The sequence below is a fragment of the Azospirillum sp. Sh1 genome (assembly GCF_008365135.1).
In the GTDB taxonomy this organism is placed as follows: domain Bacteria; phylum Pseudomonadota; class Alphaproteobacteria; order Azospirillales; family Azospirillaceae; genus Azospirillum; species Azospirillum oryzae.
This window is the reverse complement of the sequence record NZ_VTTK01000007.1, coordinates 112,561-139,201: the sequence shown is the minus strand read 5'-3', so window position 1 is coordinate 139,201 and position 26,641 is coordinate 112,561. Positions and strand designations below refer to the sequence as shown.

Below are 26,641 nucleotides of genomic sequence, written 5' to 3'. Positions count from 1 at the left end.
GGGCTTGGGGGTGCCGCCGGGAGCCTGTCTGTCTCTGTTACGTTGGCCGATCTGTTACGTCAGCCCTTGGGCTGCTCCTGCGGTGCCGGCGCCGGACCCTTGCCCGGCCCCATGCCGTGGTGGCGCGGGCCGTCATGGTCCCAGCCGCCATGATGGCCGCCCATCCGGCCGCCCATGCCGCCCGGACCCTGGTTCAGCATGCGGTCGGCCTGCTTCTGCTGGTCGGGCGTCAGCTGGCCGTAGAGATCGGTCAGGGCCGGGCGGACGGTCTGGATCTGTTGCAGGTGGGCCTGCATCATCTGCTCGGCCCGCTCAAGACGCTGCGGCAGGGCCGCCGGCGGCGGGGTGTCCTTGAACTTGACGCACAGATCCTGCGTCGGCTTCAGGCTGGAGCGGGCGGCGTCGGCGAACTTGGTCCAGGCGGCGCGCTGCTGCTCGGTGATGTTCAGCTTCTTTTCCGCATAGGCCAGCTTGCCGGCCAGACGGGCTTCCTGGTCCTCGCACATGCGGGCGAAGTGGCGGTCGGGTCCGCCGGCGCCGGGACCCATTCCAGCGCCGGGGCCGGCGCCCGGACCCATACCGGGACCACCGGCCGGGCCACCTTGGGCGAAGACCGGAACGGCCACGCCGAGACCGGCAACCAGCAGGGCGGACGTCAGAAGGGCGCGTTTCATGGTGTCGACTCCTCAGTGTTTGGTGCTCTCTAAACCCCGGATGGAGGGGGCTTATTCCGTTGGGACGGTGCCGGCTGGATCGCCGCCGCTGTCCCGATGACCAGACAATGGGCGCCGAACGTTGCGGTCGAATGTCCGCAAACCGGTCATTTGGTAACAGAGTGTAACCGCCCCGCCTCCCGTAACCGGGCGTTACACATTTCCCCTTCACGCCCGCGGCGCCGCGCCCGATCATGGGGCCATGGATCGCACGCCCCACCTCCTCGTCGTCGACGACGACCGCGAAATCCGCTCCCTCGTCGCCCAGTTCCTGACCAAGCACGGCTACCGGGTCACCGGGGTCAGGGACGGGGCGGAGATGATGCGCACGCTCGACGGCGCCCGCGTCGACCTGATCGTCCTCGACCTGATGCTGCCGGGGGAGGACGGGCTGTCGCTCTGCCGCCGGCTGCGCGCCGCGCCGCAGACGGCGCAGACCCCCGTCATCATGCTGACCGCCATGGGGGAGGAGACCGACCGCATCGTCGGGCTGGAAATGGGCGCCGACGACTACCTGGCGAAGCCCTTCAGCCCGCGCGAGCTGCTGGCCCGCATCAAGGCGGTGCTTCGCCGCGTCTCCGCCCCGCCGGTGGCGGGCGCCCCGGCGGCGGCCGGCACGGTGCTGCGTTTCGAGGGCTGGTCGCTCGACCTGACCAAGCGGGAACTGCGCTCGCCCGACGGGGTGCTGGTCCAGCTGTCGGCCGGCGAGTACGACCTGCTGGTCGCCTTCGTCGAGCATCCGCAGCGGGTGCTGACCCGCGACCAGCTTCTCGATCTGGCGCGCGGCCGTTCGGCGGTGCCCTTCGATCGCTCCATCGACGTGCAGGTCAGTCGGCTGCGCCGCAAGATCGAACCCGATCCGGCAGAGCCGGCGCTGATCAAGACGGTGCGCGGCGGCGGCTATCTCTTCACCCCGACCGTCAGCAGCGGCGGATCGCCGCCATGACCGCCCGGCCGGAAGAGATGACGGCGAAATCCCGGCTGGCCCGCCGCCGCAGCCTCCGCCGCCTGCGTCTCGGCTTCCCCGACAGCCTTGCCGCGCGCATCGCCCTGACGGTGGTGCTGGCGCTGCTGCTGACCCAGGCGATCAGCGCGCTGGTCTATCTGACCGACCGCAGCGAAGGGCCGCCGATCCACGGGCCGAACGTGCTGATCCAGCGCATCACCGCCATCGTCCAGCTGGTGGAAAGCACCCCGCCGCCGGGTCGCGAGCGGGTGGTGCGCGCCATCGACGACCCGGTCCTGCGCGTCGAATGGCGTCCCGACCGCCCGCCGCCGCTGGCGCCCGACGCCATTTCCAGCGGCCGGTTCGAAGGGCTGAAACGCCGGCTGAGCGACTCCCTCGACACCGCCGACCGCAACATCCTGGTCGAGGTCCAGCGCCCGCCCCGTGGAGATGTCAGGGGCGACGACCACCCGCACCCGCCCTTCATGGGCGGCGACGAGCCGCGGCGCTGGGGGCCGCATGTCCGGCTGTCGGTGCGGCTCGGCGACGGGTCGTGGCTCAGCTTCACCGGCGGCGATCCGCTGGCCGGTCCCTTCGGCATCGTCCGCTTCCTGTTGTGGATGGGGGCGATCGTCGCGGTGATCCTGCTGGTGTCGCTGCTGGCCGCCCGCCGGGTGACCGCGCCGCTCGCCGGCTTCGCCGCCGCCGCCGAACGGCTCAGCGTCGACGGTCAGGCCGATCCGCTGACCGAGGAAGGCCCGCGGGAGCTGCGCGCCGCCACCCGCGCCTTCAACCGGATGCAGGCGCGGCTCGCCCGTTTCGTCGCCGACCGCACCCAGATGCTGGCGGCGATCAGCCACGACCTGCGCACACCGATCACCCGCCTGCGCCTGCGCGCCGAGCTGGTCGACGATCCGGAGATGCAGCGGCGGATGCTGGCCGACCTGGACGAGATGGAGGCGATGATCTCCGCCACGCTCGCCTTCGCCCGCGACGACGCCCAGCGCGAGCCGCGCGGCCGCTTCGACCTCGCCGACCTGCTGCAGAGCCTGTGCGACGACCGCGTCGATGCCGGCCACCGCGCCCTCTACGACGGCCCTGCCCATGTGGTCGCCGAAGGCCGTCCGGTGGCGCTGCGCCGGGCGCTGGCCAACCTGATGGACAACGCCATCAAGTATGGCGGCGGCTTCACCGTCCGGCTGGAGACCGGCGCCGACGGCACCAACGCCGCCAACGCTCCCAATGCCCTGATCCACATCGACGACGACGGCCCCGGCATCCCGGAGGCGGAGTTCGAGAAGGTCTTCGCCCCCTTCTATCGCCTGGAGCGCTCCCGCTCCCGCGATACCGGCGGTGTCGGCCTGGGCCTGTCCACCGCCCGCAGCATCATCCGCGGCCACGGCGGCGACGTGACCCTGACGAACCGCGGCGAGGGCGGGTTGCGTGCGACGGTGACGCTGCCGCTCTGACCTCCCTCTGCCGCCATCGGCAGAGGACAATTCCGGTGCCGCAAAGTAAAAGGGCCGCCCCGACGGGACGGCCCTTCTTTTTCAACCCATCAGCCGCTTAGTAGCGGTAGTGGTCCGGCTTGTACGGGCCGGCGGCGTTGACGCCGATGTATTCGGCCTGCTTGTCGCTGAGGACGGTCAGCTTGGCGCCGATCTTGTCCAGATGCAGGCGGGCCACCTTCTCGTCCAGGTGCTTGGGCAGGACGTAGACCTTGTTCTCGTAGTTGGCGGCGTTGGTCCACAGCTCGATCTGGGCCAGCACCTGGTTGGTGAAGCTGGCGCTCATCACGAAGCTGGGGTGGCCGGTGGCGCAGCCCAGATTGACCAGACGGCCCTGGGCCAGGACGATCAGGCGCTTGCCGTCGGGGAAGACGACCTCGTCGACCTGCGGCTTGACCTCTTCCCACTTGTAGTTGCGGAGAGCCTCGATCTGGATCTCGCTGTCGAAGTGGCCGATGTTGCAGACGATGGCGCGGTCCTTCATGGCCCGCATGTGGTCGAGCGTGATGACGTCGACGTTGCCCGTCGCGGTCACGAAGATGTCGCCCTGCGGAGCGGCATCGTCCATCGTCACGACCTGATAGCCTTCCATGGCGGCCTGCAGCGCGTTGATCGGGTCGATCTCCGTCACCAGGACGCGGGCGCCCTGCGAGCGCAAGCTGGCGGCCGAGCCCTTGCCCACGTCGCCATAGCCGGCGACCACGGCGACCTTGCCGGCGACCATGACGTCGGTGGCGCGCTTGATGCCGTCGACCAGCGACTCGCGGCAGCCGTAGAGGTTGTCGAACTTCGACTTGGTGACGCTGTCGTTCACGTTGATGGCCGGAACCTTCAGCGTGCCCTTCTTCATCATCTCATAGAGACGATGGACGCCGGTGGTGGTCTCTTCCGACAGGCCGCGAACGTCCTTCAGCATCTCCGGATACTTGTCGTGCATGATCTGGGTGACGTCGCCGCCATCGTCCAGGATCATGTTCGGGGTCCAGCCATCCGGGCCGCGCAGCGTCTGCTCGATGCACCACCAGAACTCCTCCTCCGTCTCGCCCTTCCAGGCGAAGACCGGGATGCCGGCGGCGGCGATGGCGGCGGCGGCCTGGTCCTGGGTCGAGAAGATGTTGCAGGAGGACCAGCGCACGGTGGCGCCGAGCGCGGTCAGCGTCTCGATCAGCACGGCGGTCTGGATGGTCATGTGCAGGCAGCCGACGATGCGGGCACCGGCCAGCGGCTTGGAGTCGCCGAATTCCGAACGCAGGGCCATCAGGCCCGGCATCTCGGTCTCGGCGATGGTGATCTCCTTGCGGCCCCAGTTCGCGAGGCTGATGTCCTTGACCTTGTAGTCCGTGAATTCGGCGGCCATGAGGGATGACTCCTGGTGGGCGGTGATGGTTCGGGCAGTGATGATCCGGGCCGGCCGGATCGAATCCCCGGCCTTGCCGCTGTAATTTGCCTAGGGTGTATCAGCGGCATCGGAACCATGCAAGCATAAAGATATCTTTATGTTTGTTGGGTAGGGTGATCGAACACCGGGCCGCATCCCCCTGTTGTTCGCTTTACGTTCCACTCCGCCACGGCTAAGCTGCGGGCATGGACGAGATACGGCGATCCCCGATCAAGGGCCGCGGGGCGGTCAGCAACGCCACCGGGCGGTTCGAGCGCGAGACCCGCGTCCTGACCGACGATGGCTGGACCGGCTATGCGGAGGGCGGGAACGAGGCGCTGTCCGATCCCGTCCGCACCACCGTCGCCCCGGCGTCGGCCAGGTCGATCATCACCAGCAACCAGTCGCCCGACATCCCCTTCGACCGGTCGGTGAACCCGTACCAGGGGTGCGAGCACGCCTGCATCTACTGCTTCGCCCGGCCGACCCATGCCTATCTGGGGTTGTCGCCCGGACTGGATTTCGAGACGAAGCTGTTCGCCAAGCGCAACGCGGCGGAACTGCTGGCGAAGGAGCTGCGGGCGAAATCCTATGACTGCCAGCCGCTGGCGCTGGGGGCCAACACCGATCCCTACCAGCCGGTCGAGCGGACGGAGGGCATCACCCGGCGGGTGCTGGAGGTCTGCCGCGACTTCCACCAGCCGGTCAGCATCATCACCAAATCGGCGCTGGTGCTGCGCGACCTCGACATCCTGGCGCCGATGGCCGCACAAGGGTTGGCGTCGGTGGCGATCTCCGTCACCACACTGGACCGCGACCTCGCCCGCGTGATGGAACCGCGGGCCAGCACGCCGCCGCGCCGGCTGGAGGCGATCCGCAGCTTGACGCAAGCCGGCGTGCCGGTGGCGGTGCTCGCCAGCCCGATGATCCCCGCCCTGAACGACCATGAACTGGAGGCGATCCTGGAGGCGGCGGCCGGTGCCGGGGCGACCGCCGCCAACTATATCCTGCTGCGCCTGCCGCTGGAGATCGCCGGGCTGTTCGAGGAATGGCTGCGCGTCCACGTCCCCAACCGCGCCGACCGCGTGCTGAGCCTGATGCGGCAGAGCCGCGACGGCGCGCTCTACCGCTCCGGATTCGGAACGCGGATGAAGGGCACCGGCCCTTACGCCGAGTTGCTGCGCCATCGCTTCAAGCTGGCCTGCCGCAAGCATGGGCTGGGCGGCCGGAGCTGGCAGCTCGACTGCAGCCGCTTCCGGGTGCCGCCGGCCGTGGGGGACCAGTTGTCGCTGCTGTGAACCGTCAGGAGCGGCGGAACATCCTGTCCCAGGGCGCCAGCGGGTCGGCGTCCTTCGGCGTGGCGGTGGCGGCGGAGTTGGACAGGGCCGACAGGGGAAGGCGGCCGGTCGCCAGCATCGCCATCACCAGCGCGGGATGGGCAGGACCCGCCGCGGCGGTGTCGTGGCCGGCCTGATCGGCCTCGGCCGAATCGTCGTTCAGCGCTTCGTTGATGCGGGCGAAGGCTTCGATGTCTTTGATGTGCAGCATGGTCCGTGCCCCTCGGCTTCGACATTTGTGCGTCGCAGCAAAAACGAAGGTAACAGCTCTGCCCTCGAATGGTCTCACGTGCGGCGCTTTGACGCGGCCCTTTTTCTAACGGGCCGGTTCGCGAACGGCCAGCATAAGCCCGAAGCCGATGACGAAGAAAGCCAGAACCGTCGCCATGCCGGCGCGCTGGCTGTCGAAAGCCTGGGTCGCCAGCCCGAACAGCAGCGGCCCGAAGAAGCCGACGAAGCGGCCGGTCAGGCCGTAGAGCCCGAACATCTCGCCCGCCATGCCGGGCGGCGCCAGCCGCGCCATCATCGACCGCCCGGCCGCCTGCGCCGGTCCGAAGAACAGCCCGAGTCCCAGCGCGAAGATCCAGAACCACAGCCGCTCGGTCGCCAGCAGCAGCGGCAGGCCGCACAGCGCCATGCCCGCCAGCGCGATCAGGATCACCGGCTTGGCCCCCGCCCGGTCGTCCATCCAGGCGAAGCCGATGGCTCCCGCCCCCGCCACCACGTTGAGCGCGATGGCGAAGACCAGGATCTCCTCGAAGCTCATGCCGAAGGTGCCGGCGGCGAAGATGCCGCCGAAGGCGGTGATGGTGTTGATGCCGTCGCGGTAGAAGGCGCTGGCGACCAGAAAGCGCGCCACCTCGCGGTAACGCCGGACCTGACGCAGCGTGGCGGCCAGCGTCGCCACCCCCTCGCGCGCCGCCCGGATCAGGCCGTGGCCGGTGGACGGCTCGTCGGGCACCCAGAGGAAATAGGGCAGCGCGAACAGCCCGTACCAGGCGGCGGCCAGCAGGACGGTGGCGCGGACATTGGCCTGCGGTCCCCAGTCGGCCCACTCCATCCCGAACAGGCCGAACAGCGGGGCCGGTGCCTTGACGAAGCCGACCAGGGCCAGGACCAGGCAGGCCAGCCCGCCGAAATAGCCGATGCCCCAGCCCCAGCCCGACACGCGGCCGAGCAGCCGCGCCGGCACCAGCCCCGGCAGGGTGGCGTTGTAGAAGACGTTGGCCAGCTCGAACGCCACGGTGGCGACCACCACGCAGGCGAGCGCGAAGGCGGCGTCGGCCGGATCGGGACGCACCCACCAGAGGGCGGCGGTGAACAGGACGGTGACCAGCGTGAACAGCGCCATCCACGGCTTGCGCCGCCCGGCACGGTCGGCGATGGCGCCCAGCACCGGGCTGAGCAGCGCGATGGCCACGCCGGCCACCGTCATGGCGGCACTCCACCGCGCCGTGCCCTCCACCGGATCGCCGACGACGCCGCGGGCGAAATAGACCGCGAAGACGAAGGTGGTGATGATGGTGTTGTAGGCCGAATTCGCCCAGTCGTAGAGACACCAGGAGGCGATGGCGCGGCGGGAGAGGGCGTGAACGGGAGAAGGCTGACGGTCGTCAGTCATCGATGGGCGCACGGCTTGGACACTCCCGGATACCGACGCCCAGACCGCGCCGTCAGACGTTCTTGCACAAGCCTCCCCGTTCGACAAAGACGCCGACGGCGGTTATTGAAAATTTGCCGACCCGCAGCTTCAGAATCATCGGGAAGGTGAAGGGGCTGGGGCCCGGCAGATAATCGACGAAGGCACAGTCGCCGGACCGGTTGGCCCAGTTGGAGTCGTTTTCGGAATAGGTGCAGGCGGCGTCGAAGGACAGGCGCAGCCCCATATGCCCGGCACGGTTCTGGTCGTTCACCCAGCGCAGAAGCTCAGGGTGCTGATGAAGGACCCAGATCGCCATCAGTGGAGGCTGGCCGCCCTTTCGAAGGCTTCGGCAAGGTTCCGGGGCCGGGTGGGACGGGGCACGAGCTTTTCAGCCAGTTCCTGCTTGAACCAGTCGCGGATGAGTGCGTTGGGAATGACGCTACGCTTCGGTCCTTTCCCTTCACCATGGTTCCACACCCGGTCCCAGGGGGAGCCATCTTCATGGGTGAGGTCGACCAACTGGGAGGAGTGGAGCTTCGCGTACTGGTCCCAGACGTTGTCAATCAGGCGTTTGGCGCTGAACGAAAGCACATGGTCCGGATCCGTGAGAAGATAAGGCGGAAGCGGATCCCTGCCACACTCCTTGAACCGGTCGCGCAACTCCGGCACCATCGGGCCCAGCTTGTAGGCGCAGATATTCTCACGGAACAGCGGTTCGTCGGTCAGGGCAAGATGCCAGCCCTGACAAAGATAGACGAGCTTTTGCAGGCCGAGTTGCGTCAGCGGCTCCCCATTCGGTTTGCCGCCCTTCGCGATCAGATAATCGGCAATGAAATCGACGTCCACCGCGCTCTCGCCAGACATAAGGTGGTATGAGGCTTATTATCCTATACTTCCGAGTCGCCTCTGTCCATGCTTTACCGCTTACCCCCCGCCAGCCCGTCCACCCCGAAGGAGATCTGGTTGTTGTCGTAGCGGGCGACGATGCGCAGGCGGTCGCCGGCCGACAGCGCGATCGGCTTTTCCAGGAAGGTCATCGCCTGCTTCCAATGGTTGGTGCGGGCGCGGCTTTCCGACTTGTAGACCACTTCCTCGTCCATGAAGAGGTCGAACCAGAAGGCGACGCCGTGGCAGGTGCCGGCGGTGACGATGGTCACGTCGATCACCCGCTCTCCCTCTTCCGGCATGTTGCGGGTGAAGTCGAAATCCAGCGCGGTGAAGGGCTTGGACAGCGGGGTGTGGGCGTCGGCGCCGAGGTCGATCTGCTGGTAGCCGGGGGAGCGGAAGACGTCGAAGCTGCCCATGTCGAAGCCGTCGATCGTCTCCACCGGGTTGATGCGGGCCAGTTCCGGCGTCTCCACCAGCATGGCGTAGACGGTGGAGGCGCGCGGGATGATGGCGCCGCCCGGCTTCACCAGATGGGTGCGGGCGTGCTGCAGCACCGACAGCATGCGCGGGGCCAGCATGCCGATGTTGATGAGTTCGGAGACGAAGACGTCGGCCTTCTCCGGCAGGTCGCCGCCGTCGCCCACCGTCAGCTGGGTGGACAGGCGCGGCACCACGTCGATGCGGCCGGCATAGCCGTTGCGCGCGACCGTCTCCTTGGCGACGCGGGCGAGGATCGGGTTGACCTCGCAGGTCACCACCTTCTTCGCGCCGGCGCGCGCCGCCATCATGGCGACGATGCCGGAGCCGGTGCCGATCTCCAGCACCAGCGAATCGGGCTTCACCGCCCGTTCCAGCGACTGCTTGTAGGCCTCGTTCCGCTCGAAATCATTGATCATCGGCAGATGCCAGCCGGGCACCGCGTTGGAATAGATCAACCGGCGGGTGAACTTCACCATCGGATGGTCGGGCGCCTGTTCGCGCGCCGCCTCGATCACCTCGATGGCCTCCGCCGCGCGGTCCAGGCTCTGCAGCACATGGGCGAGGCCGACCTGGGCGGGGACGAAGCGCGGGGCGGCGGCGAGCACGGTGCGGAACTCCGCCTCCGCCTCTGCCAGCCGGCCGCGGGTGGAGAGAAGCTCCGCCAGGCTGTAATGGACGTCGAGATAATCGGGAGCCTGCTCCAGCGCGGTGCGGAAATGCCGTTCCGCCTCTTCCAGATCGCCCAGCTCGCGCAGGGTGGCGGCGAGGAAATGGTGCATCTCCGGCGCTTCGGGGCGGAGGTCGAGCGCGGTGCGGAAGCAGTCCGCCGCCTCCTCCAGCCGGCTTTGCGCCTTCAGCGCGTTGCCGAGGTTGCCGTGCAGTTCGGGCAGGCGCGGGTTGATGGCGAGGCCGGCGCGAAACGCCTCCTCCGCCTCCGCCGGGCGGGCCTGCTGGAAGAGCAGGCTGCCGCGGCTGTTGTGGAAGGACGGGTCGTTGCCGTTCTCCGCGATGGCCTGGGCGAACAGGGCCAGCGCGTTCTCGGGGTGGTCGGTGTGGGCGGCGACCAGCCCCAGCAGATGCAGCGCCTGGGCATTGTGCGGGTCCGTCGCCAGGATCGCCCGGCAGACCTGTTCCGCCCCCGCCAGATCGTTGCTGCGGAAACGCTTGGCCGCGTCGAGCAGGGTCGGGGCGGGGGTGTCGGTCATCGCTGCGGCTCCAAAGACGGCGGGTACGGCGGGAACACGAAAAGATCGCCGCACCATACCGGGAATTGCCGCCCCGCTACAGCCTTTCGATCCGCAACCTTCCACCGGGCTGGGCCATTGCGCCCGCGCGATTGCCACGGCATGAATACCCGCAAAAGGAGAATGAGGAGTCGGGTGCATGTCGGACGTGGGAATGATCGGGCGCATGAAGGGTGGCGTGACGGGGGCGCTGGCGGCGATGCTGCTGCTGGCGGGCTGCGCCACGGCGGAGATGGGCGGTGGCGGCGCCGCAGGGGGCGATGTCGCCGGGTCGGCGGCGGCGCGGCGGTTCGAGGCGGTGCGGACCAGCCCGCCGGAGCTGCGCGCCTTCCTGTACCGCATGCCCAAGGGGGCGGACCTGCACAGCCACCTGACCGGCGCCGTCTATGCCGAGAGCTATATGCGGATGGCGGCGGACGCCGGGCTCTGCTTCGACGTGAAGGGCAAGACGCTGGTGGCGCCGACGGCGCAGGCGCCCTGCGACGCCAAGGCCGGGCGGCCGGGCGCCGCGGCGGTGATCGCCGACGGCGTGCTGTATCCGGTGTCGCTGGACGCGCTGTCGACGCGCGACGCGCTGCCGGTCTCCGGCTACAGCCTGCACGACCAGTTCTTCGCCACCTTCGGGCGGTTCCGCGCCGCCGCTTCCTCCACCGGCGATCTGCTGGCCGAGGTGGTGGACCGCGCCGGCCGGCAGGGCGAGCGCCATGTCGAGCTGATGGTGTCCTTCGGCACCGGCCCGGCCGCCGCCATCGGCAAGGCATTCCCCTGGACCCCGCAGGCGGCGGCCGACCTGCCGGGCACCGCCGACCGGCTGATCGCCGCCGGCCTGCCCGCCCTGATCGCCCCGGCCCGGCAGGAGATCGACGCGGCCGAGGCGCGGATGCGCAGCGTGCTGGGCTGCGGAACGCCGGCGGCGCGGCCGGGCTGCGCGGTGTCGGTGCGCTACCTGCAGCAGGTGTCGCGCACGCAGGCGCCGGGGCCGGTCTTCGCCACCACCCTGTTCAACGCCCTGCTGGAAGCGCAGGAGCCGCGGGTCGTCGGCCTGAACTTCGTGGCGCCGGAGGACAATCCGGTGGCGCTGGACGACTACGACCTGCACATGCGCATGGTGGCGGAGGCCAAGCGGCGCAATCCCGGCACCAACATCGCCCTGCATGCCGGCGAGCTGACGCTGGGCCTCGTCCCGCCGGAGCGGCTGCGCGACCACATCCGCAAGGCGGTGGAGATCGCCGGGGCCAAGCGCATCGGCCATGGCGTCGACGTGATGTATGAGGAGGATCCCCAGGGCCTGCTGCGGACGATGGCCGGACGCAAGGTGGCGGTGGAGATCAACCTGACCAGCAACGACAAGATCCTGGGCGTCAGCGGCAAGAACCACCCGTTGCCGGTCTATCGCGCCGCAGGCGTGCCGGTGGTGCTGTCCACCGACGATGAAGGTGTGAGCAGGATCGACCTGACCAACGAACTGCAGCGCGCGGTCGAGGAGTTCGGGCTGGGCTATGGCGATCTGGTCGGGCTGGCGCGCGCCAGCCTGGAGCACAGCTTCCTACCCGGCGACAGCCTGTGGTCCGCACCCGGCTGCACCCCGCCGGCGAATGAGGACGCTTGCCGCGCGGTGACGGAGCGCAGCGAGAAGGCGCGGGTGCAATGGGGGCTGGAACAGGCGCTGGCGCGGTTCGACCGCGAGATGGCGGGGGTGCGGTAACGCAGCCCTTTCTCCTACCCCTCCTCCGCGTTCTCCCAGCCCCAGCGGGTCCAGGCGCCGTCGAGGAAGGCGGTCGGGCGGTGGCCGGCGGGGAGGCCGGGGCAGGACAGCAGGGACGGCGCGATGCGGCCGGCTCCGCGGGTCCACCACAGGCTGGCATCCGCGCCCAAGGGACCGGACAGGCGGCCGAGAAGGGCGCGGGTCGCCGCGCCGACACGCTCCGGCTCCGGACGGCCGAGGATGGCGAGGCGGGCCGGCAAACCTTCCACATCGGCGCCGGCTCGGCAGGCGTCCTCCGCCAGCGACTCGGCGCGGGTCAGCCACGCGGCGCAGGCGGCGGGGGCGCCGGCGATGTCGAAGCCGGCGGGCAGGCCGGCGGCGATGGTGAAGGGATAAGGACGGCCGACGCGGTCGGCGCTGGATATCCACACGCCGATCAGCGGGGTGGCGCCGCACAGGCCGGCCGACAGGGCGAAGCGCCAGACCGGAGCTTGGGCGAACAGGGACTCCCACTCGGCGCCCAATTGGCGGCCGGCCTCGCCCAGCGCCGCCGACAGCCAGCGGTCCCATGGACCGAGCACGGCCGGCGGCAGGCCGTGGCCGACGAAATCGCCGCGCGCCGGGACCTTGCCGTGGAAGCCCATCACCGGATCGGCGCCCACCCCGGCGGCAATGCCACGCGGCATGCCGAACGAACCCATCATGGCAGGGCGGCCCGGCTGGCCGGGATCGGTTGCGGGGCCGGCTGGGGCGTCGATTCGGCCAGAACCTCGCGCACGCGGGCGACCAGCGCCTCGTCGGGCGGGACCGGGGCGAAGCCGACGGCGAACAGGGCGGCCAGATGGTCGCCGAGGGCGCGGCGCGGCGCCTCGTTGGCCGGGCCGGGAAGCGTGCGCTGCCAGTCGAGCGCCAGCCATTCCGCCAGCGCGCCGGCGTCCATCGGTCCGGCCCCGCCGACCATGCGGTAAAGGCGCAGGGTCTGGCGCAGCTGGTCGGGCAAGGCCCAATCGGCGCGCAGCCGCTCCTCCAGCCTGAGGGCGATGCGGGCGAGGAACTGGCTGCGCAGGGCGCGGGCATAGGCCTCCCGCGCCGGGACGGCGATGCGGGCGCCCTGGTAGAGCCCGCCGGCCAGCGCGGGATCGGCCCAGCTTTGCGCCTCGTCGAAGGCGTGCGGCAGGGCGCGCAGCGCGTTCAGCGCCGGCAGGATCGCCGCCGGGTCGGCATCGTCCACCCGCATCAGCGCGCGCGGCGGCGTGTCGAGCGGGCGCAGCGCCGCCTCCACCGCCGCGGCGCCGGCATCGGCGCGCTCCAGCAGGGCGGCGTTGCCCCGCGCGCTGACCATCCACCAGCCGCCGAGCGCCGCGCCCAGCAGCAGGGCGGCGGCGGCGGACAGGGCGTTGCGGCGGCGGCGGGCGCGCTCCATCATGCGGTCGACCTGGGCGAGGTTGGCCTCCGGAAAGACGACCTCGGGCAGCAGCCGGTCGAGGAAATAGGTGGAGGCCGGGCCGTCGGCCTCCGGCTCCAGCAGGCCGAGCGGGCCGCCGGTCTGGGTGGCGCTGGTCAGGTAGAGCCCGCGCAGGCGCGGCGTCTCCTCGCCATGTTCGGAGCCGAAGACGGTGTCGACGATGTCGGCCAGCGCCGGCTCCAGCTCCGCCACCCGCAGCGGCAGGGTGAAGGCGTCGCTGCGGCGGCGGATGTCGGGTTCCTGGTGCAGCCGGTCGAGCAGCCGCTCGTCCAGCCGCCGCACCAGACCGGCATAGAGGTCGCGGAAGACGGGCAGCGGGCTGGCGGTTTCCGTGGCGGGATCTTCGGCGGCCGGCAGGGTCAGGCCCCACACTTGGCCGCGCGCCTCGCGGTCCAGCGGGTCGAAGAAGGTGGCGAAGCCGTCCAGCAGGTCGGCCTTGGTCAGCAGCAGATAGACCGGCAGGCGGACGCCCAGCTGCACCCGCAGCTCGTTCAGGCGCTGGCGGATCAGGATGGCGTGGTTGCGCCGCTCGGCATCAGTCCAGCCGGTCAGCTCGGGGATGCTGACGGTCAGCAGGACGCCGTTGGCGGGCTGGCGCGGGCGATGCTCCTTCAGCAGGTCGAGCAAGCCGGACCACACCCGGCCGTCCACCGCGCGCCGGCTGTCCTGGGTGGTGTAGCGGCCGGCGGTGTCGATCAGCACGGCGCGGTCGGTGAACCACCAGTCGCAGTTGCGGGTGCCGGCCAGCCCGGCCAGCGGCCCGGTGACGGTGCCGTTGAGCAACGGGGTGGCGAGGCCGGTGTTGGCCAGCGCCGTCGTCTTGCCGGAACCGGGGGCGCCGATCACCAGATACCAGGGCAGCTGGTAGAGATAACGCCCGCCCTGCCGCTTGCGCAGTTGGGCCAGCACGGCGTCGAGGCGCTTGCGCACGACGCCGATCTCCTCCAGCGAGGCCTTCAGTTCCGGGTCGCGGCCGGCGGCCAGCGCTTCCAGCAGGCGGGCGTTGGCGGCGCGCTCGCGGCCGTCGATGCGGCGGTTGACGGCGCCCCACACCGCCAGCGCCAGGACCAGCGGCAGCAGACGGACGCTCCAGTCGGCCTGGATGGTCGGCAGCAGGTGGGGGGCGGCGGAAGCGGCCAGACGCGGCAGCAGCAGCCAGCCGGCCAGCCCCAGCGCCAGCGCGCCTGCCAGCGAGGTCGCCCAGCGGGCGCGGGCGGAGCGGTGGGGCGAGGGCGTGGCGGCGGGCTTGCGGCGCCTGCCGGTCTTCTTCGCCGCAGTCTTGTTCTCCACGCTCTTCTTCGCCGGAGTGGCGCCAGCCTTCTTGGGACGGGGATCGGCCATGGCGGGCGCCCTATTGCGGATAGAGGCGGATGTCGATCCGCCGGTTGGCGTCGCGCCCGGCGGGCGTGTCGTTCAGCGCGACCGGCTCCTGGTCGCCATGGCCCTCGGCCGACAGGCGGGCGGGGGCGATCGTGTGCTCCAGCAGCTTGCGGACGGATTCGGCGCGGGCGTCGGTCAGGGATTGCGCGGTGGCGAGGCGGCCGGCCGGCGGGGTCTGGTCGTCGGTGTGGGCGACCACCAGGACGCCGCCGGACTCGGTCGCCAGGGTCTGGCCCACCCGCTCGACGATGGCGCGGTGGCGGGCCTTCACCGCGTCGCTGCCGGTGGCGAACATCGCCGCCGCCGGGATGCGGATGACCAGGGCGCCGTCCTCCCCCGCCAGCACCTCGACGGAGCCGGTGCGGATCTCCGGGGCGAGCCGGCCGGTGATGCGGGCGATCAGGGCCGGGCCGGCGGTGGGCGGCGGCGGCGGGACCAGCCGGGCGATCTCGATCGGCCGGTCGGGCAGCAATGCCGCGATGCGGGCGGCCACCGGCTCCGCCCGGCGGTCGAGGCCGCCGGCGAGATGGACATAGAGGCCGGACAGGCCCAGCGCCACCGCCGCCCAGATGAGCCAGCCGGGCCAGCCGCCCAGCCGGTTGCCGAGCCTGTTGCCGGGCGGGCGGAACGGCTCCGCCACCCCGGTCCAGGCGGGAGACAGCTCCGCCGGCACGTCGCCGCGGGCGCGGCGCAGGATGCGGTACAGCTCGTCGCGCAGGCGGGCGAGGTCGTGGGCACCGCCGGGCTTGTCGCGAAAGCGGCCTTCGAAGCCCAGCGACAGGCAGGCGTAGAACAGCTCCAGCGCGTGGCGGTTGCGGCGCGGGTCGCCCAGCATGCCGTCGAGCAGGTCGAAGAAGCGTACTCCGGCGCCCGGCTCGGCCACCGCCGCCCCGCCATGGCCGGCGGCGCGGGCGACGTCGTCCAGCGTGGCGGCCAGCGCGATGCGGGTGGCGCGGATGTCGTCGGGGTCGAGACCGGCCGCGGCGGCGGCACGGTCGAACCGCTCCAGCGCGGCGGCGGCGGCGGCGCGTGGCGGATCGGTCAGGGCGCGGTCGCGCAGCGAGGTGGCGAGCGCCAGCACCGGCGCGGCGACGCTGAGCAGCGGGTTGAGGGCGTCGCGCGGGCGGGCAGGTGGAGCGGGGGGCGGAGATGGGGTGCCGGCGGCCGGCGGGGGCGCGGCCTCCGCCAGCAGTTCCGCTCCGTCCAGTCCATCGTCCGCCTGCATGTGTCGTCCGCCGTGGGGAAAGTCGGGGGAGGTATAGCAGGGTCGGGGCGGTGGGGGGAACCTGGGGGTGGGGGGTGTCGGCTGCGGGTGCCCCCTCCCTAACCCTCCCCCGCGTTCCGCGGGAGAGGGAACTCCGCCACTCCTTCGTGTGAACTCTGCAAGCGTCCTACCCCCTCTCCCGCGGAACGCGGGGGAGGGATGGGGAGGGGGCAATCGGAGCCGACACTCCCCCTACCGCACCCCGGTGTTGCTGTAGTCGTGCTGCACCTTCGGCGCGGCGCCGGAGCCGCCGGCGATCTTCTCGATCAGCGAGCCGATGGCGCCGCCCGGCCGCGCGTCGGCCGATGCCATCGGGACGCCGTTCGGCGGCACCAATCCAGGCAGCACGCTGCCGGGCGGCGGCGTCCAGGCGGGGGCGCCGTCCAGGCCGGGGAGCGGGCGGGCGGGCTTGCCGGCATGGGCGTCCAGCATGAACTCGCGCCACAGCTTGGCCGGCAGGGTGCCGCCGGTGACCTTCTTCATGGCGTCGTTGTTGTCGTTGCCGAGCCAGACGCCGGCGACCAGATCGGCGGTGAAGCCGACGAACCAAGCGTCGTGATAGTCCTGGGTGGTGCCGGACTTGGCCGCCGCCGGGCGGTTCAGCCGGGCGCTGCGGCCGGTGCCGTAGTCGAGCACGCCGCTCATCATCCGGGCGAGCTGGACCGCATGGGCGGGGTCGACCACCGGTGCGCCGCCGCCGCCCTGGCGCCGGTAGAGAACCGTGCCGTCGCGGCTTTTGATCTCGGTGATGGCATAGGCCCAGACGGGAACGCCGCGGTTGGCGATGCCGGCATAGGCGCGCACCAGCTCCAGCGGCGTCACCTCGCTGGTGCCGAGTGCCAGCGACAGGTCGCGGGTCAGAGGCGAGGAGATGCCGAGATCCGACGCGATCCGCCGCACCCGGTCGGTGCCGACCCGGTCGATCAGCCGCGCTGTCGCGGTGTTGGACGAATGGGCCAGCGCCGAGGCCAGCGTGATGCTGCCGCGGTACTTGCCGTCGTAATTGCCGGGGCTCCAATTGCCGAGCTGGACCGGAGCGTCGTCGATCAGGCTGTCGGGGGTCCAGCCGGTTTCCAGCGCCGCCAGATAGACGAAGGGCTTGAAGGCCGAACCCGGCTGGCGCAGCGCCTGGGTGGCGCGGTTGAACTCGCTGCTGTCGTAATCGCGGCCGCCGACCAGCGCGCGCACGGCGCCGTCCGGGCTCATGGCGACCAGCGCGCCCTGGCGGACGTTGGCGGCGGCGCCGGGGCCGGCCAGCAGGGCCTCCATCCGCTGTTCGGCGGCGCGCTGCATCTTCAGGTCCAGCGTGGTGCGGACGATGACGTCGCCATGGTCGGGGCCGGCGAAGCCCGGCACCAGATCGGTCACCCAGTCGGCGAAATAGCGGCCGTCGCCGCCGGGCCTGCGCTTGGGCGAGGGCTTGGCGGTGCGGGCGGCGTCATACTGCGCCTGGGTCAGATAGCCGGCGTCCAGCATCGCCGCCATCACCACCCGCGCCCGCTCCGCCGACTCATCCGGGTTGGAGCTGGGTGCGTAGCGCGACGGCGCCTTCAGCAGGCCGGCCAGCACCGCCGATTCGCGGATGTCGACCTCGGTCGCCGGCTTGCCGAAATAGGTGCGGGCCGCGGCGTCCACCCCGAAGGTGCCGGCGCCGAGATAGACGCGGTTCAGATAGGCGGTGAGGATCTGGTCCTTGGTGAAGCGGCTCTCCAGCCAAAGCGCCAGCATCGCCTCCTGGATCTTGCGCTTCAGCGACTTCTCGGGGGTCAGGAACAGGTTCTTGGCGAGCTGCTGGGTGATGGTGGAGCCGCCCTGCACCGCCCGGCCGGAGCGCCAGTTGACATAGACGGCGCGGGCCAGACCCAGCGGATCGATGCCGAAATGGCTGTAGAAGCGGCGGTCCTCGATCGCCAGCACGGCGTCGACCAGATGCGGGGGCAGATCCTTCACGCTGAGCGTCGTGCCGTGCAGGTCGCCGAAGCGGGCGAACTCGCTGCCGTCGGCGGCCAGAACGGTGATCGAGGCGCGGCGTTCGAACTGTGCCACCTTGGAGATGTCCGGCAGGTCGAGCGCGAACCAGGCCAGCACCGCGCCCAACCCGATGCCGCACCAGATGGCGGCGACAAGGCCCCATTGCAGCAGTTGCCTCATCCAGCCGCCGCCCTTGGCCCCGTTTTTCCTGGGTGGCTGCGGCGGCTGGGAGCCGCCGGATCGGGGAGCGGACGGCTTGGACGTGCCGAGTTCGGGCGCTTTGAATTTGGGCAAGGAGATCCTTGGCAGGGTGAAGGACGGCAAGCCGCGGCGGCGCGGTCGGCGTGGCTGCTTGTAGGGCGTCGGCGGCGGGGCGGCGGAGGGAGGCGGCTGCCTGCGGCGCGGCTTGCCCTGGCCGAGTCTCTGGCCAAGGGTAGCCAGCCGGTCGCGGGCAATCCCGAACGCCTTGGCGGCCAGCACACGGGCGACCTCGCCCGCCGTCAGCCGGTCGAGCGGCGACGGGTCTTCGCGGGTGCGGACCGGTCGGGGGCCGGCATAGAGCTGGCCCGTCCTCTGGTCCCTTTGGTGGTCGGGTCGGTCGGCGGTCACGGCGCGCTCGCTGAAGCCCCATCGGGTCGATGCGGTGAGTGCGGGGAACGTTCCCGCTTCGGTCCTCATACGCCTACATCCCCGCCGCCGGAAGACCGGCGGCGGGCGGACGATTATTTGTCTCCCGACCGTGGCGAAAGGATGACGCTATCCGAAATTGCGGAGGGGTTCCCCACTCACCGCAGCCACTCCACCATACCCTTGCCGGCCGCCACGCCCATGGCGAAGCAGCCCTGCAGCAGATAGCCGCCGGTCGGCGCCTCCCAGTCCAGCATCTCGCCGGCCAGGAACAGGCCGGGGCGGCGGGTCAGCATCAGCCGGTCGTCCAGTTCCGACAGACGGACGCCGCCGGCGCTGGAGATCGCGCGCTCGATGGGGCGGATGCCGGTCAGCACCACCGACAGCCCCTTGATCTGCCGGGCCAGTGCCACCGGATCGGTCAGGTCGGCGGCGGGGGCGAACTCGCGCAGCAGGGCGGCGCGCGGGCCGGTCAGGGAGAGCGACTTCTTCAGGAAGGTGGACAGCGACTCGGCACCGCGGCGGCGCAGGCGCTTGACCAGCTCGGCCTCGGCCATGTCCGGCAGCAGGTCGAGCGTCAGGGTCGCCCAGCCCTCGGCGGCGATGGCGTCGCGCAGCGGGGCGCTCAGGGCGTAGATGGCGCCGCCCTCGATCCCGGTTTCGGTGATGACGAACTCGCCCTTCAGGCGGCGGCCGGCAGCCGAAAGGCCGACGCTCTTCACCGGCTGGCCGGCGAAGCGGTCGCGCAGGTGATCGGACCAGGGCACCTCGAAGCCCATGTTGGACGGCGCCAGCGGCGCCACCTCCACCCCCAGCCCCTCCAGCAGCGGGACCCAGCCGCCGTCCGACCCGGTGCGCGGCCAGCTCGCCCCGCCCAGCGCCAGCAGGGCGGCGCGCGGGGCGACGGTGACGGTTTCCCCTCCACAGCTGAAAGTCAGCGCGCCGGTCTCGTCCCAGCCGGTCCAGCGGTGGCGGCTGTGCAGGGTGACGCCCAGCCCGTCCAGCCGCCGCAGCCATGCCCGCACCAGGGTGGAGGCCTTCATCTGCACCGGGAAGACACGGCCACTGCTGCCGACGAAGGTGTCGATCCCCAGCCCGGCCGCCCAGCCGCGCAGGTCGTCCGGCGGGAAACCGGTCAGCAGGCGGCGGAACAGCGGCTCGGCGGCGCCATAGCGGGGCAGGAAGCGGTCGAGCGGTTCCGAATGGGTCAGGTTCAGCCCGCCGCGCCCGGCCAGCAGCAGCTTGCGCGCCGGGGTCGGCGTGTGGTCGTACACGGCGACCCGCAGGCCGGCGGCAGCGGCGATCTCCGCCGCCATCAACCCGGCGGGGCCGGCGCCGATGATCGCCACGTCTGGGACCACGTCAGGGGTGGGATGGGGCACGGATGTGGGCTTTCACAAAAAGGAATTGCCCCCGCCGTTCCCATGCAGCGCGGGGAAGGGCGGGGGCATTCCGGTCTCGACCTCAGTCCACAGGGGCAATCCCCCAGGGTCAGTCCTCGTAGTCGTCCTGGTCCTGCGATACTTCCTCGGCCAGGTCGGCGGCGAGGTCGGCGAAATAGCCGGCGTCGACGTCCAGGCCGTTCTCCTCGCAGATGCGCATGAAGATGCGGTAGGCGTGCAGGATGGCGACGTCGAGGACGACGAGATCCCCTTCCTCGCTGTGGCGGTCAGCGACGTCCCGCTCCTGAAGGGTGGCGACGATGTCGTGCGCGGCGGCCTGCAGGACCGCGTCCATGGCTTGTTTGTGTTGGGTCGACATCGTGTGGATCCTTGTCCCGGTCGTGGTCCCGGTCGTGCTTCGCGCCCCCGCCCGGCCTGACCGGCGCCGCATGGCCGGCGGGGGTGGTCGAACCGTCCGACGGGGCGGGCGCACCCCGGCTAACTTCCGAAGGGGCTCCGTTCGTCCGCGATAGTTCGGCCTCCCCCTTGTTGTAGAATCCTTTTTCACGGCCGAACAAGCCCCTTCACGGGGGGCCGGGCCGCGTCCTTCCGGGTAGCCTCGTACCGGGTCCCCGGCGTTGCCCGTTCAGCGCTTGAGGGGCGCCAGCAGGGCGGCGCCGACATAGCCCAGCGCCTTGCCCTTCCGCCCGACCTTGTACCAGCCGCCGACGGCCTCCAGCACGGTGACGCGCTCGCCGGCGTCCAGCACGTCCAGCACCTTGGCGTCGCAGACCGGGGCGACGCGCAGGTTGCCGGCGGCGCGCAGCCGGGCGACGGTCCCGCCGGACAGGGGGGGGCGCTGCGCCCGCTCCGGCAGGTCGTCGGGCAGGGCGCAGCCACGGTCTTCGGGATCGGCCTTGGCATAGCGGCCGGGCTTGGGCGCAGCGGCGGTGGGCTCTGCGTTTGCCGTACGGTTGGGGGCGGCTTCCGCCAGATAATCGCCGGCGACGTAGCCCTGCGGCGTCCCGGCCCGGCCGACCCGCTGCCAACCGTCGACGGGCGGGCCGAAGGCCGTCACCTGCTCGCCCTTCTCCACCGTATCCAGGACCCGGCCGTTGGCGTCCGGTGTCGCCCGCAGGTAGATGCCTACGGTGGCCGTCACGCTGCGCCGTGCCGGAGTTGCGGCAGGCGGCTTGGCGGCCGGCTTGGCGGTCGGCTCCACGGTGGTCGGCCCCACGGTGGTCGGCTTTTCGGCGACCGGTCTTTCAGCCGTCGCTGCGGGGGCGGCCCGGAGCGCCACGTCGCCCAGTGGATTGATCGGCGGCTTGATCGGCGGCAGGGGCGGAACCGCGACGGCCGGGGGCGCTTCGGCGGGTTTGGCGTCGGGCGGCTTCACCGCGGTGGGCGCTGTCGGCGCCCGGCCGGCGGTGGGCTCGGCCGGGGCGGGTCGCGGGCCCGGCGGCGACAGCGGGGCCGGCGCTTCCGGCGGATGCTCCCAGACCATGCCTGGGGTCAGCGGCGGCGAAAGGGTCTGTGCCGGAGTCAGGCGGGGGAGGGCGATGATGGGGGCGGCGGCAGGGCTCAGCCGTTCGGCCGGCGTTTTGGCCGGCGTTTCGGCCAGCGCGCCGGCCAACGCACCGGCCAACGCGCCTGCCGTGCAGGCGCTCAGCAGCAGGGCGGCCGCCGCGAACCGCAGGGTGGAGTTCCGCCGCACTCGGCCCATCGCGTCCCCCCTCAATCGAGCGTGATGCGGGCGATCAGCGTCGGCAGCGTCTGGCAGCGCAGAAGCCCGTCCAGCGTCCGGTGCTCGGCCAGCCGCAATGTCAGGGCGCAGCCGAAGGAGTTCACCGCCAGTTCGGTCTGCGCCAGGGTGCCGACGATGCTGGACGGTCGGGCGATGCTGTAGCCGGGCGCTCCCAGCTTGCCGGCCAGCGCGCCGTTGACCGGGCTGAAGCCGTCGATCTCCAGCGTCATCGGCCCAAGATTCTGCACCACCACCTCGGAACTGGGATCCTCCTTGGTGGCGTAAAGCTGGACCGGAACGGCGCGGTGGCGGGCGATCCAGTCCTTCAGCGCCAGATTGGCGACCACCGGATCGCGGCTCTGCAGCGCCGCGTCCATCGCCGTCTGGCGCAATGCCGGATCGTTTCCGCCCAACGCCGCTTCGAAGGCGGCCAGCCGCGCCGCGCGGTCCGGACCGGACAGCTTGCCGCGCAGGTCGGCGACCTGGGCGATGCGCGCCTCGACCGCCCGCCGTTCGGTTTCCGCGCGGGCGGCTTCGGCCTTGGCCGCGGCGGCCTGCTGGGCCAGCCGTTCCTCCTCGCGCCGGCGGCGTTCGGTGTCCTCTGCCAGCCGTTGCGCCGCGTCGCGATCCAACTGTTCGCGCAGGCTTTTCGCTTCCGGCGTGCCGAGAACCACCGTGCGGCCGGGCAGCTCGGCGGCCGGCTTGCCGATGCCGTCGAGCAGGCCGGGGCTCTGCGGCGTCAGCGCGACGGTCCAGCCGCCGGGCCCGTGGCTGGCGAGCGCCGTCGCGACCCAGCTCTTGGTCAGCCCGGCTTCGGCCGCCGGACGCAGAAAGGTCACCGGCCCCTCGCGGCTGTCCACCAGATAGGTCGGGCCGCCGAGCACCACCGTCGCGGTCACCCGCGCCGACAGCCGGGTTTCCGGGGATGGCGGGGCGGCCAGCGGCTCCACGGTCAGCGATTCGATGCGCCAGGGAGCCGGCAGCAGCGCTTCGATCCGGCTGCGGAGGAGGGAGTCCGGGATGGTCTCGGCGGGGACGTTCTTGGCGGGTTCGGTTGCATCGGCGGCCCACACGCTTCCGGCCGGTGTTGCCGGGGCGATCCAGGGGACCAGGAGCCCCATGGCGAACCCGGCTGCGATGCGGGCCGCGAATCGTCGGTTCTCCGGTCGCGTCATCGCCGATCCTTCCCCTTCTTCCGCCGTCCGGCACTGGTATAGCGAAGGTACAGGCCAAAGGAAGCGGCTTTTCCCCGCAATCTGCCGATCTGCGGTTGGAGGCAATACCCGCCTGCGCTCGATTGTCGCGCCAATCCGCAGCTATGGGTCGAATTGATCTTGGACGGCACACGCCACTTGCAATATGGTCACACAAATGGATGTATTGGCCCGCAACGAGAGATCGGGGCACGCAACGGATGGGGAACGGGGTTTCCGATGGGGGGCACGGGTGCGAGCAGGAGTAAGGAAGGACCGGGGCTGCTCTGCCGCAACGTCAAGGTAAGCGGTCGCCGTACCAGCCTGAGGATGGAGCCGTACATCTGGGATTCGCTGAAGGAAATCTGCGAGCGTGAAAGGCTGACGCTGAACGAAATCTGCACCCAGATCGACGAGCGGCGGGGCGAGGCCAATCTGACCGCCTCCATCCGCGTCTTCATCGTCAGCTATTACCGCACCGCGATCGGCAATCGCGGCTTTGCCGAAGACGGCCAGTCGCCCCTGCTCGACAAGGCGATGGACGACGCCGTCCCGCTGGACTGAGACGGGAACGCGGGCAGGACGCCTCCGCGCTCCCGTCTTGACGGTTTACCAGCGCAGGCTGGGCACCGCGTAGGTGGGCATGTGCCCCGACGCATCGGCCAGAGCGCGCAAATTGACCGGATCGACCGCGGCCCCCCAGGCGGCGCCCCCCAGCTCCTCCTGATGGATGCCGGCGGTGACCAGCGCCACGTCGATCCCGGCGGCGTTGGCGCCGGCGACATCGGTGCGCAGGCTGTCGCCCACCGCCAGGATGCGGCGGCTGTCGTCGATCCCCAGCAGCTTGAAACAGCGCTCGTACACGGGGGCATAGGGCTTGCCGTGCTGGCGCACGTCGCCGCCCATCTCTTCGTAGCGGGCGGCCAGCGTGCCGGCGCAGATCACCAGCATCGGCCCGACCATCACCACCAGATCGGGATTGGCGCAGATCATCGGCAGCCCGGCGGCCAGACAGGCGTCCAGCTGCGGCTGATAATCCGCCACCGTCTCGCCGAAGGTGACAATGCCGGTGTTGACGACGAAATCGGCCTCCTCCGGAGTCGCCGCGATCCGGTAGCCGAGCCCTTCATAGACGTCGGTGTCCCGCTCCGGCCCGATGTGGTAGAGCCGCCGGCCGAGGGCGGCGTGCCAGGGATCGTCGCGGTCGCGCAGCGCCTCGTAGGTCGCCTCGCCCGAGGTCATGACATGGTTGTAGCGCTCTCGCCCCAGCCCCATGCCGTCCAGCTTCTCGATCACGCCGGTGGTGCGGCGCGGCGCGTTGGACAGCAGGCACAGCGTCTTGCCGGCGGCGCGCATGCGGTCCAGGCAGTCGGGCACGCCGGGATAGGGCCGTTCGCCGTCATGCAGTACGCCCCACAGGTCCAGGATGAACCCGTCATAATGGTCGATGACTTCGGCGATGCCGGAAATCTGTCGGATGTCGGCCATGGTGTCCGGTCGGTTTTATGGAAGGGTTTGTGATGGGTGGGGCAGGGATCGGATTGCATCGATCGGATTGCATCGACAGGCCGATCTCAGCGTGGTTGCAGCAACTCCGCATAGACCGCCAGCGTGTCGGCGCACATGCGATCCTTGGTGTAGCGGTCGGCGACGAAGGCGACGGCGCGGGCGCCGATGGCCTCCCGCTGCTCCGGGGTCAGCGACAGCGCCTCGTCCAGCGCCCGGGCCAGGGCGTCGGGATCGTCCGGCGGCACCACCCAGGCGGTTTCGCCGGGGACGACGGTCTCCTGATAGGCGCCGATGGCCGAGACGATCACCGGCTTGCCCATCGCCTGGGCCTCCACGATCACCCGCCCGAAGGCTTCCGGTTCCCGCGAGGCCGAGACGACCACCGTCGACAACAGGTAGGCCGCGGCCATGTCGCTGCAATGGTCGGTCATCCGCACCACGCCGCGCAGGCCGGCATTGGCGATGCGGTTCTCCAACTCCTCGCGGTAGCCGGTGCGGCCCTGGTCGGACCCGACCAGCAGGGCCAGCACGTCCTTGCGCCCCAGCCTGGCCAGCGCGTCGATCAGCACGGTCTGGCCCTTCCAGCGGGTCAGCCGGCCGGGCAGCAGGATCACCGGCCGGTCGTCCGGCAGGTTCCATTGCTTGGCGAGCGTCACCAGCCGCGCCGGGCTGACCCGGTCGGGGGCGAAGACGCTGCGGTCGATGCCGCGGTGGATGACGCGCACCCGTGCCGGATCGACCGGGTAGTTGCCCAGCACATGGTCGCGGATGAAGCCGGAGATGGCGATCACCCGCTCGCCCCGCGCCATCACCGAGTTGTACCAGCGCTTCAGCCGGCCGCCGACCGGGCCGGTTCCGAAATTGTAGGGGGCGTGGAAGGTGGTCATGTAGCGGGCGCCGGTCTCCCGGCAGGCCAGCCACGCGCTCCAGGCCGGCGCGCGGGAGCGGGCGTGGACGATGTCCACCTTGTGCTCGCGGATGATGGCGGCCAGCCGGCGGGCGTTGCGGCGGATGGTCAGCGGGTTCTTGGAAGCCAGCGGCAGAGTCAGGTGGGTGATGCGGGCGCGGTCCAGCTCGCGCACCATCGGCCCGCCCTCCGACGCCACCAGCGGCCTGCCGCCGGCGGCCTGCAGGGCGAGCGCCATGTCGATGCAGCCGCGCTCCGCCCCGCCGGTGACCAGCGTCGGCACCACCTGCAGCACCGTCGGTGCCCGGCCGCCCGGCCAGTGCCCCGGCCAGTGCCCTGGCCAGTCGGGGGCAGCGGTGTCCTGGTGGGCGTCCGCGTTGCGCGGGGAATGGTCGGTGGTAAGGTGGGGGTCGAAATCCATGATGCCGGCTGCTCGCAAGGGGCGGCCCGGAACCGGCCGCAGGCCCCGGCATGCCGGATCGCCGTCGAGCCCGGTGCCCGACCGCGTGCCGGTGTCCGTTGTCGAAGGTGACCGTATGACCGAAACCGCAGCCCATCCGGGCGGCGCGCACCATAGCCTAACGCGCGGTGCCGCGACCATAGCCTATCACCACACCCCTGCCGGCCCGTCCGGACAGGGCAAGCCGGGCGTGATCTTTCTGGGCGGCTTCATGTCCGACATGACCGGCGGCAAGGCGACGACGCTGGAGGCCTGGGCGGTGGAACGCGGCCTGTCCTTCACCCGCTTCGACTATCAGGGCCACGGCGCCTCCAGTGGGCGGTTCGCCGACGGCACCATCGGCCTGTGGGCCGACGACGCGCTGGCGGTGCTGGATCAGGTGACGACGGGACCGCAGATCCTGGTCGGATCCTCGATGGGCGGCTGGATGATGCTGTTGACCGCGCTTCGCCGGCCGGAGCGGGTGGCCGGACTGGTCGGCATCGCCCCGGCCCCCGACTTCACCGAAGACCTGATGTGGGACATCTTCGATGCCGATGTCCGCCGCCGGATCATGGAGGAGGGCGTCTGGAACCGCCCGTCGGAGTACGGCCCGGAGCCCCAGCCGATAACCCGCGCTCTGATCGAGGACGGCCGCAACCACCTGCTGCTGCGCGGCCCCATCGCCTTCGGCGGCCCCGTCCGCCTGCTGCACGGCCAGCGCGACCCCGACGTCCCCTGGCAGCTCAGCCTGCGCATCGCCGAGGCGCTGACCGGCGACGACGTCCGCGTCACGCTGGTGAAGGACGGCGACCACCGCCTGTCCCGTCCCCAGGATCTGGACCTGCTGTGCCGCACCGTCGGTGCCCTGGTGGACGGGATTGGTGGGTGAGATTGGCGTGGTTCAGCGTGCTATCAA

23 protein-coding genes are annotated in these 26,641 nt (G+C 71.0%); 6 read left to right on the top strand and 17 right to left on the bottom strand.

What is annotated here, in order from left to right; genetic code table 11:
* Positions 1-59 precede the first annotated feature (59 nt).
* A complete protein-coding gene (locus tag FZ029_RS09740) occupies positions 60-674 on the bottom strand; it encodes a Spy/CpxP family protein refolding chaperone (RefSeq protein ID WP_149269068.1) in 615 nt (204 codons plus the stop codon).
* 241 nt (positions 675-915) lie between these two features.
* On the opposite strand from FZ029_RS09740, the gene FZ029_RS09735 reads away from it, so the two are divergent.
* Together FZ029_RS09735 and FZ029_RS09730 are read left to right on the top strand one after the other, a co-directional pair.
* Positions 916-1,659 (top strand): response regulator, encoded by a 744-nt coding sequence (locus tag FZ029_RS09735; protein ID WP_149269067.1) that lies wholly within the window; start codon positions 916-918, stop codon positions 1,657-1,659.
* Positions 1,656-3,128 carry an ATP-binding protein gene (locus FZ029_RS09730; RefSeq protein WP_149269066.1) on the top strand — a complete coding sequence of 491 codons (1,473 nt, stop codon included), beginning with the start codon at positions 1,656-1,658 and terminating at the stop codon, positions 3,126-3,128. The genes FZ029_RS09735 and FZ029_RS09730 overlap by 4 nt, the downstream gene beginning before the upstream one ends.
* A gap of 97 nt (positions 3,129-3,225) precedes the next feature.
* Here FZ029_RS09730 and ahcY read toward each other — a convergent pair whose 3' ends face one another.
* Positions 3,226-4,524, bottom strand: coding sequence for an adenosylhomocysteinase (gene ahcY, locus FZ029_RS09725; protein WP_149269065.1), 1,299 nt, complete (start codon positions 4,522-4,524; stop codon positions 3,226-3,228).
* A 227-nt stretch (positions 4,525-4,751) separates the two neighbouring features.
* Here ahcY and FZ029_RS09720 point away from each other — a divergent pair, with 227 nt between their 5' ends.
* On the top strand, positions 4,752-5,843 hold the full coding sequence (locus FZ029_RS09720; protein WP_149269064.1) for a PA0069 family radical SAM protein: 1,092 nt from the start codon (positions 4,752-4,754) through the stop codon (positions 5,841-5,843).
* A 4-nt stretch (positions 5,844-5,847) separates the two neighbouring features.
* Here FZ029_RS09720 and FZ029_RS09715 read toward each other — a convergent pair whose 3' ends face one another.
* The 5 genes from FZ029_RS09715 to FZ029_RS09695 all read right to left on the bottom strand — a co-directional run bounded on the left by FZ029_RS09715 (position 5,848) and on the right by FZ029_RS09695 (position 10,097).
* Positions 5,848-6,093, bottom strand: a complete 246-nt coding sequence (locus tag FZ029_RS09715) for a hypothetical protein (RefSeq protein WP_149269063.1) — start codon at positions 6,091-6,093, stop codon at positions 5,848-5,850.
* A gap of 105 nt (positions 6,094-6,198) precedes the next feature.
* Positions 6,199-7,503, bottom strand: a complete 1,305-nt coding sequence (locus FZ029_RS09710) for an MFS transporter (protein WP_149269062.1) — start codon at positions 7,501-7,503, stop codon at positions 6,199-6,201.
* Positions 7,504-7,555: 52 nt separating this feature from the next.
* On the bottom strand, positions 7,556-7,840 hold the full coding sequence (locus tag FZ029_RS09705; protein ID WP_149269061.1) for a hypothetical protein: 285 nt from the start codon (positions 7,838-7,840) through the stop codon (positions 7,556-7,558).
* Positions 7,840-8,370 carry a type II toxin-antitoxin system antitoxin SocA domain-containing protein gene (locus FZ029_RS09700; protein WP_188051884.1) on the bottom strand — a complete coding sequence of 177 codons (531 nt, stop codon included), beginning with the start codon at positions 8,368-8,370 and terminating at the stop codon, positions 7,840-7,842. Before FZ029_RS09700 ends, FZ029_RS09705 begins: the two co-directional genes overlap by 1 nt.
* A 71-nt stretch (positions 8,371-8,441) precedes the next feature.
* Complete coding sequence (locus tag FZ029_RS09695) at positions 8,442-10,097, bottom strand: tetratricopeptide repeat protein (RefSeq protein WP_149269059.1); 1,656 nt, start codon at positions 10,095-10,097, stop codon at positions 8,442-8,444.
* 178 nt (positions 10,098-10,275) lie between these two features.
* Here FZ029_RS09695 and FZ029_RS09690 point away from each other — a divergent pair, with 178 nt between their 5' ends.
* Entirely contained in the window at positions 10,276-11,841 is a 1,566-nt protein-coding gene (locus FZ029_RS09690; protein WP_149269058.1) for an adenosine deaminase, read from the top strand.
* Between the two features lie 14 nt (positions 11,842-11,855).
* On the opposite strand, the gene tagF is transcribed toward FZ029_RS09690, so the two are convergent.
* The 8 genes from tagF to FZ029_RS09650 all read right to left on the bottom strand — a co-directional run bounded on the left by tagF (position 11,856) and on the right by FZ029_RS09650 (position 22,849).
* A complete protein-coding gene (gene tagF, locus FZ029_RS09685; protein ID WP_247892237.1) occupies positions 11,856-12,527 on the bottom strand; it encodes a type VI secretion system-associated protein TagF in 672 nt (223 codons plus the stop codon).
* Between the two features lie 14 nt (positions 12,528-12,541).
* On the bottom strand, positions 12,542-14,647 hold the full coding sequence (gene tssM, locus FZ029_RS09680) for a type VI secretion system membrane subunit TssM (RefSeq protein WP_149269057.1): 2,106 nt from the start codon (positions 14,645-14,647) through the stop codon (positions 12,542-12,544).
* 10 nt (positions 14,648-14,657) lie between these two features.
* The gene (icmH, locus tag FZ029_RS09675) at positions 14,658-15,911 is read right to left on the bottom strand and encodes a type IVB secretion system protein IcmH/DotU (protein ID WP_149269056.1); all 1,254 of its coding nucleotides are present in this window, start codon (positions 15,909-15,911) and stop codon (positions 14,658-14,660) included.
* 231 nt (positions 15,912-16,142) lie between these two features.
* Positions 16,143-18,530, bottom strand: a complete 2,388-nt coding sequence (locus FZ029_RS09670) for a penicillin-binding protein 1A (protein WP_149269055.1) — start codon at positions 18,528-18,530, stop codon at positions 16,143-16,145.
* Positions 18,531-18,706: 176 nt separating this feature from the next.
* Positions 18,707-19,930, bottom strand: a complete 1,224-nt coding sequence (locus FZ029_RS09665; RefSeq protein ID WP_282184134.1) for a TIGR03862 family flavoprotein — start codon at positions 19,928-19,930, stop codon at positions 18,707-18,709.
* Positions 19,931-20,039: 109 nt separating this feature from the next.
* A complete protein-coding gene (locus FZ029_RS09660) occupies positions 20,040-20,309 on the bottom strand; it encodes a hypothetical protein (RefSeq protein ID WP_085087355.1) in 270 nt (89 codons plus the stop codon).
* Between the two features lie 267 nt (positions 20,310-20,576).
* Entirely contained in the window at positions 20,577-21,653 is a 1,077-nt protein-coding gene (locus FZ029_RS33905) for an SH3 domain-containing protein (protein WP_149269053.1), read from the bottom strand.
* 11 nt (positions 21,654-21,664) lie between these two features.
* Positions 21,665-22,849, bottom strand: coding sequence for a hypothetical protein (locus tag FZ029_RS09650; protein WP_149269052.1), 1,185 nt, complete (start codon positions 22,847-22,849; stop codon positions 21,665-21,667).
* A gap of 258 nt (positions 22,850-23,107) precedes the next feature.
* On the opposite strand from FZ029_RS09650, the gene FZ029_RS09645 reads away from it, so the two are divergent.
* Positions 23,108-23,431, top strand: a complete 324-nt coding sequence (locus tag FZ029_RS09645; protein WP_149201650.1) for a ribbon-helix-helix domain-containing protein — start codon at positions 23,108-23,110, stop codon at positions 23,429-23,431.
* Between the two features lie 45 nt (positions 23,432-23,476).
* Here the strand turns inward: FZ029_RS09645 and FZ029_RS09640 are convergent, their stop codons facing one another.
* Positions 23,477-24,355, bottom strand: coding sequence for a TIGR01459 family HAD-type hydrolase (locus tag FZ029_RS09640; protein WP_149269051.1), 879 nt, complete (start codon positions 24,353-24,355; stop codon positions 23,477-23,479).
* 86 nt (positions 24,356-24,441) lie between these two features.
* Positions 24,442-25,704 (bottom strand): glycosyltransferase family 4 protein, encoded by a 1,263-nt coding sequence (locus FZ029_RS09635; protein ID WP_149269050.1) that lies wholly within the window; start codon positions 25,702-25,704, stop codon positions 24,442-24,444.
* A 115-nt stretch (positions 25,705-25,819) separates the two neighbouring features.
* On the opposite strand from FZ029_RS09635, the gene FZ029_RS09630 reads away from it, so the two are divergent.
* The gene (locus tag FZ029_RS09630) at positions 25,820-26,614 is read left to right on the top strand and encodes an alpha/beta hydrolase (protein ID WP_149269049.1); all 795 of its coding nucleotides are present in this window, start codon (positions 25,820-25,822) and stop codon (positions 26,612-26,614) included.
* The last annotated feature ends 27 nt before the right edge of the window (positions 26,615-26,641 follow it).